This is a genomic window from Trebonia sp., from assembly GCF_030042015.1.
GTDB lineage: Bacteria > Actinomycetota > Actinomycetes > Streptosporangiales > Streptosporangiaceae > Trebonia.
Genome location: NZ_JASIAL010000130.1, coordinates 23,269 through 29,290 on the forward strand (window position 1 = coordinate 23,269; position 6,022 = coordinate 29,290).

General features: G+C 72.1%; 7 protein-coding genes. 2 read left to right on the plus strand and 5 right to left on the minus strand.

Translation table 11 applies throughout. The annotated features are described in order from the left end of the window. Positions 1 to 15 precede the first annotated feature (15 nt). From Q1N79_RS06515 to Q1N79_RS06535, 5 genes are all read right to left on the minus strand, one after another. Positions 16 to 747 (minus strand): ABC transporter permease, encoded by a 732-nt coding sequence (locus tag Q1N79_RS06515; RefSeq protein WP_300605589.1) that lies wholly within the window; start codon positions 745 to 747, stop codon positions 16 to 18. 13 nt (positions 748 to 760) lie between these two features. Beyond that, positions 761 to 1,681 (minus strand): ABC transporter ATP-binding protein, encoded by a 921-nt coding sequence (locus Q1N79_RS06520; RefSeq protein ID WP_300605591.1) that lies wholly within the window; start codon positions 1,679 to 1,681, stop codon positions 761 to 763. After that, on the minus strand, positions 1,678 to 2,667 hold the full coding sequence (locus Q1N79_RS06525) for an ABC transporter permease (protein ID WP_300605593.1): 990 nt from the start codon (positions 2,665 to 2,667) through the stop codon (positions 1,678 to 1,680). Before Q1N79_RS06525 ends, Q1N79_RS06520 begins: the two co-directional genes overlap by 4 nt. Then, entirely contained in the window at positions 2,657 to 3,601 is a 945-nt protein-coding gene (locus Q1N79_RS06530) for an ABC transporter ATP-binding protein (protein ID WP_300605594.1), read from the minus strand. The genes Q1N79_RS06525 and Q1N79_RS06530 overlap by 11 nt, the downstream gene beginning before the upstream one ends. Before the next feature lie 256 nt (positions 3,602 to 3,857). Beyond that, positions 3,858 to 4,184 carry a hypothetical protein gene (locus Q1N79_RS06535; protein WP_300605596.1) on the minus strand — a complete coding sequence of 109 codons (327 nt, stop codon included), beginning with the start codon at positions 4,182 to 4,184 and terminating at the stop codon, positions 3,858 to 3,860. Between Q1N79_RS06535 and Q1N79_RS06540 the strand changes: the two genes are divergently transcribed. Together Q1N79_RS06540 and Q1N79_RS06545 are read left to right on the plus strand one after the other, a co-directional pair. Further along, a complete protein-coding gene (locus Q1N79_RS06540; protein WP_300605598.1) occupies positions 4,153 to 4,755 on the plus strand; it encodes a hypothetical protein in 603 nt (200 codons plus the stop codon). The genes Q1N79_RS06535 and Q1N79_RS06540 overlap by 32 nt on opposite strands. 563 nt (positions 4,756 to 5,318) lie before the next feature. Next, on the plus strand, positions 5,319 to 6,022 hold a 704-nt coding region (locus Q1N79_RS06545), incomplete at its 3' end, for an ATP-binding protein (protein WP_300605600.1).

A 6,022-nucleotide genomic window follows, 5' to 3' on the forward strand; every position in this document is an offset into this window, starting at 1 on the left:
CCGCCAGGCGGCAGGTTAGGCAGGCTCCCCCTTGATCGCGAAGGCCGACAGGCGCCGGGTGGCCAGGATCAGCCCGCCGACGGTGACTATGACGCCGAGGACCAGCGAGGTGGTCAGGTTCAGGCCGGCGCGCAGGTTCTGGTCGGGGTAGATCGCGTTGGCGACGCCGAGCGAGTAGTGCGCCACGGACAGGATGCGGACGCCGCCGACGAGGTTGCCGAGGAGGGCTTCCCAGACCAGCACGTAGAGCAGGCCGACGGCCATCGCGCGGGTGGTGAGCACCGAGGCCATCACGAAAACCGCCGAGTAGATCACCGATCCGGCCAGGGCGCCGACGAACAGGGCGACCGCCAGCTTCCGGCCGGCGGGCGCCAGCAGGCCGGCGATCAGCTCGGGGATGGCGGCGAACACCATCGTCAGCATGGCGGCCACCGCGAACTTCGTCACGACCACGGTCGAGCGGCGGATCGGCGTCGCGAGCAGGTGGATGGCGCTGCCGTCGTCGATCTCGGCGCCGAGGACCCCGGTGCCGATGATCAGCGCGGTCAGCGGCAGCAGGACCGAGAAGCCCATGTCGCCGAGGACCGGATCGGGCCACTGGGCGCCGCCCGCCGGGTGGGAGGCCCGCAGGATCAGCGTGAGCGCGATCAGGATGACCGCGGGGATCGCGAGGAGGAAGGCGCGCCTGCGGCCCAGCGTCGCGCGGACCGTGATCGCCGCCACGACCGGGTTGAAGAGGGAGGACATGGGGGCTCGGCTCCTAGTTGGCCTGGTTGGAGATCAGGTAGCTGAAGACGCTTTCCAGCGATTCGTCCGTGGGCAGCACCTCGCGCAGCCCGATGCCGTGGTCGCGGGTGAGCACGGCGATCTGCGCGCAGAAGGCGCCGAAGTCGCTGGTCCTGACCTGCAGGCCCTTGGCGGTGAACTCGACGGCGTTGGTGTACGGGCGGCCGACGAGGGCGGCGGCCAGCCGGCGGTCGTCGGACGAGCGGACGTTGAACACGTGCGGGCGGCTGGTCATCAGCCGGCGGATCGCGCGGAAGTCGCCGGACGCGGCGAGCCGGCCCGCGACCATCACCTGGATGGTGCCGGACACCCGCTCCACCTCTTCGAGGATGTGGGAGCTGAACAGGATCGTGCGGCCTTCTGTGCCGAGCTTGGCGAGCAGCTCCATCATGTGGATCCGCTGCCTGGGGTCCATGCCGTGGAACGGCTCGTCGAGCAGCAGGATCTCCGGGTCGTGCACCAGCGCCGCGGCGACCTTGATCCGCTGGCGCATGCCCTTGGAGTAGGCGGAGATCCTCCTGCCCGCCGCCTCGGCCATGTCGGTCATCTCGATCGCCCGCCTGGTCGCCGCTTCGATGTCCGGGAGTTTGTGCAGCTTGGCGGTCGCCCGGACGAACTGGTCGCCGGTGAGGAAGGCGTAGACGGAGTCGCGTTCGGGGACGAGGCCGAGGGTCTTGTACACGTCCGGGTTGGCCCAGCTCGGCGTGCCGTTGACGGTGAGCGTGCCCTTGGAGGGCGCGAGGAACCCCGCGATCATGTGCATGATCGTGGACTTGCCCGCCCCGTTCGGGCCGAGCAGGCCGGTGACGCCGGGGCCGACGGACATCGTGATGTCGTTGACCGCCACCACGTTGCCGTACCACCGGCTCACGTTGGCCAGTTCGATGACGGTCATGACTGCAGCGCCTTCTTCCGGTAGCGGGCGAACAGGCCGGCGAGGCACGCGGCCGTCAGCGCGAGCAGGACGAGGAAGTAGACCGCGCCGAAGCCACCCGGCTTGGCCACGTTGTCAGCAGGATCGGTGCCGTTGTCGAGCCACATCCGCACGCCATCGAACAAGGTGAAGGGGCTGAACAGGCCGGCCACCTTCTCCGCGAGCGATGGCGCCACCGGCTGCCCGAGGGGCGGCGGGCCGCCGCCTCCCGAACCCACCTGCACCGGGCCCGGCGAGCCCCCCTGGGGGGCGCTTTCCACCTGCAGCAGGATCTCCGCCAGGACGTACGTGAGCAGGAAGAAGATCGCGACCGCGCCGGTGGCGAAGGGGCGGCGGCCGGACAGGGAGGCGAGGAACAGGCTGATCGCCGCGAGCACCACCGCCCACATCAGGCCGACGAGCAGGCCCGGGATCAGCGCCCGCGTTTGCGCCCACACGGCGCGGCCGCCATGCACGTTGGCGATCGAGCCCCCGTACAGCAGCAGCAGCGGCACGTCCACCATCACCAGGCACGCGGCGGTGAACCCGAGGTACTTGGCGAGCGGGTAGTCAGCCGGGCGGATCGGCCGGGAGAAGTACAGCGGCAGCACCCGGCTGCGCAGGTCGCGCGAGACGAGCTCGGGCACCTGGACCGCGACGAACACCGTCATGACGAAGATGCGCAGCGGCGGACTGTACGTGTCGTAGTCGACGAGCCGCGGGTTGCCCTGGGACATCGCGACCGCGTTGATCACGGCGGGCAGGCACATCGCCACGAACGTGATCGCCGGCACGATCTTGGCCTTGACCCCGCGGCCGAAGCCGAACGCGGAGCGGAAGCTGTGCCAGGTCAGCGCCGCCACGATCCACGGCCGGCCCAGGCGCGGGCCGCCGTAATGGCGGTAGCCGAGGTCGTGGATGACCCCGGTGGCGGTGCCAGGAGGAAAGCCGGACGTTTCAACGGACATCGACAGCCTCCCGCTGGTCGTCACGGAACAGTTCCTCCACGTGGTGGCGGCGCTGCTCCATCCGGCTCAGCGGCAGGCCGAGGAGGGCCACGCTGTCGCGCACGATGTCGTAGGTGTCATCGCCGCCGAGGGGGACGAGCAGGGCGCGCTGGTAGGGCCGGGGCTGCAGGCCGCGGCGGGCAAGCTCGCCGAGCAGCGCCGCCGTGCCCTCCTCCACCTCGATGACCAGCAGCTGGCTGGCCCGGGTGAAGCTGTCGACGGTGTCGGCGCGCAGCAGCCGGCCCGCTTCGATCGCGACCAGGTGGTCGCAGATGCGCTCGATCTCGCCGAGCAGGTGCGAGGCGACCAGAATCGAGATGCCGAACTCCTCGCCGATCCGCTCGATGAGCTCGAGCATCGCGTTCCTGCCCGCCGGGTCGAGCCCGTTGGTCGGCTCGTCGAGCAGCAGCAGCCTGGGGTCCCCGGCAAGCGCCTGGGCCAGCTTCACCCGCTGCTTCATGCCGGTGGAGTAGGTGCCGACCAGCCGGTACCGCTCCTCGTGCAGGCCGACGTGCCGCAGCGCCTCCGCGGCGCGCTCCCTGGCCGCCGTGGCGGGCAGGCCGGACATCCGGCCCATGTGGGTGACGAATTCGGTCGCCGAGATGTCCGTCGGCAGGCAGTCATGCTCGGGCATGTAGCCGACGAGCTGGCGGATCTGCTCGCCGTCCTTGACGCTGTCATGGCCAAGCACCTTCGCCATGCCCTGGGTGGGCGTGACCAGGCCGAGCAGGATCTTGATCAGCGTCGACTTTCCTGCGCCGTTGGCGCCGATCAGCCCGGTGACCCCGGGCGCGACGTGTACGGTGAGACCGCTGAGCGCGGTGACCGCGCCCGGATACACCTTGGTCAGCGCGGTCGTCTCGATGACAGGGCGCGCCGATGTCGAGGGTTCCATGTGCCCTAGGGTGCCAGGTCCGCCGCCGCGACGGCGTCCCCCTGGACGGTGAGATATGGCAGTGTCGCCGGCGGGCCGTGCCAGCTTCGCGGGCTACGCCTGCAGGATGAGGCGCCGCGGGCGACGCCGCCCGGATCGGGTGCCGCCGCCTTGACGGCAGCGAGCGGGCAGGGCGATGCCCGGAAGCGACATCCGCCGCGCGAGCCGCAGCGACGTGACAACGCTGTCGCAGATTCGGAGGGCCTGTGTCCGCCGACTACCGGGCCACCGGGCCAGAACGCAGCGAGCACAGCCCCGCCGCCCGCGCGGCGGGCTGATCGCCGTCGCCGAGGACCTGGCCGGTGAGTTCTCGCTGCGCCCGCTGCTCGAGCGCATCCTGCTGCGCTACACCGAGCTGCTCGGCTGCACCGCCGGCTCGATCTGCAGCGTCGACGAGGCGGCCGGGACGTACCGCAAGGAAGCGGACATCGGGGTGCTGGTTCGACAGGTACGCGCGGGCACGGTCGGTCCGGCTGGGCCTGCTGCACGAGCCCGAGTCGGTGACATTGCTCGTGCAGGACGACGGCGAAGGGTTCGATCCCACCGCCGGGTGGCAGGGCGACCGCTTCGGGCTGCGCGATCTCAGCGAGCGGGTGCGCCGGATGGGCGCGACGATCGAGGTCGACTCGCTGGCCGGCTGGGGCACCCGGATTCGCGCGCGCTTCCCCTACCGGCAGCCCGGCGAGCTGCGGACTCCGCGGCTGCGGGTGCTCATCGCCGCCAGGCGGCCGCTGCTGCGCGCTGGGATCGTCAGGCTGCTGTCCAGCGCCGAGCCAGGGATCGAGGTGGCCGACGAGGTGGCGACCATCGAGGAGGCGCTGACCGCCTGCCGGGAACTGCGGCCGGACGTGGCGCTCGCGGACCTCGGCCCGGACGTTCTGAGCCCGGGTGCGGGGTCGGCCCGCCGCCCCCCGCACCCGGTACGCACCACGGGCTACGCCTGCAGGATGAGGCACCATCGGCGTGGCGAGGCTACCGTAGGTGTGTGTCCACTGAACGCGACATGTCTTACCCGCGCCGCGCGCCCGGCCCGCTGCCGCCGTACCCGCCCGGTGGTGCGGGGCCCGGCGCGGCCGGCCCGGCCCGGCCGCCGCGCCCGCCGCGCCCGCCGCTGACCAAGCGGCTGCGGACGGTCCACTGGATCGTGATCGATTTCGTCGTCGCCGCGGTGGCCGCGCTCTGCGACCTGCTCGTCTTCGCCCGCCCGGCCGGCCCCGGCCACACCGGGCTGCTTGGCGCCCTGCTGCTTGCGGCAGTCGTGTTCCTCGCGATCGGGCTGCGCCGGCGCGGTCCTGTCGTCGCCTACGGCGCTCTTATCATCATGGCCGTCGTCGTGGCCGGCGCGGCGCCCGGCACCTCGGCGCTGATCTTCCTGGCCGCGGCGTACGTGCTGTACCTCGTGACCACCACGACCAACAAGCAGACGGGCGCCGCCGCGATGGCGGTGGGCCTGGGCGCCATCGGCCTGCTCACGGTCGCCGATCAGAATTTCCGGCAGGGCGGCGAGGGCGTCTTTGTCCCGGTCGCGTTCGCCCTGGTCATCGCCTGGATAACCGGGTATTCGGTCCGTCAGCGGCGGCTGTATGCCGACGCGCTCCAGTATCAGGCCGCGAGCAGCGCGGTCGCGGAGGAGCGACTGCGCATCGCCCGTGAGCTGCACGACGTCGTGGCGCACAGCATGAGCGTGATCGCCGTGCAGGCCGGCTACGGCCAGTACGTCATCGACAGCAGCCCGGACGACGCGCGGGACGCCCTCGGCGCCATCCAGGCCACCAGCAGGGACGCGCTCGAGGAAATGCGCCGGATGCTCGGGGTGCTCCGCCAGCAGGACGTCGCGCCCGGCCCTGGCGCGGCCAGCCGCGCGCCGCTCGCGCCCGCGCCTGGCCTGTCCGACCTCGACAGGCTCATCCAGCGCACCCGAGGGGCGGGGGTCCACGTCGACCTGGAGTACTTCGGGCTCGTCCGCGCGGTGCCCGCGGGCGTCGACCTGTCGGCGTACCGGATCGTCCAGGAGGCGCTCACCAACGTGGTCAGGCACGCTGGCGGCGGCGCCCGCTGCCGCGTCAGCCTGCGCTACGGGCAGACGGCCATGCACATCCGGGTGACCGACGACGGCGGCCGCTCCCAGGTGCTCACCCCGGCCGCCGGGAGCGCCCCGTCCGGCGCCGGGCACGGCATCATCGGCATGCGCGAACGGGCGAACCTGTGTGGCGGTGAGTTCACCGCCGGGCCGCTCCCTGACGGCGGTTTCCAGGTGACCGCCACGCTCCCGCTGCTCACCGGCCCGGCGGGCGCCGGCCCGGCCGACTATCACGGCGACGCGGACGCGGCGCCGGCTGGCGCGACCGCCGCGGACGCGCCGTCCGGCGCCGGCCTGGTGAG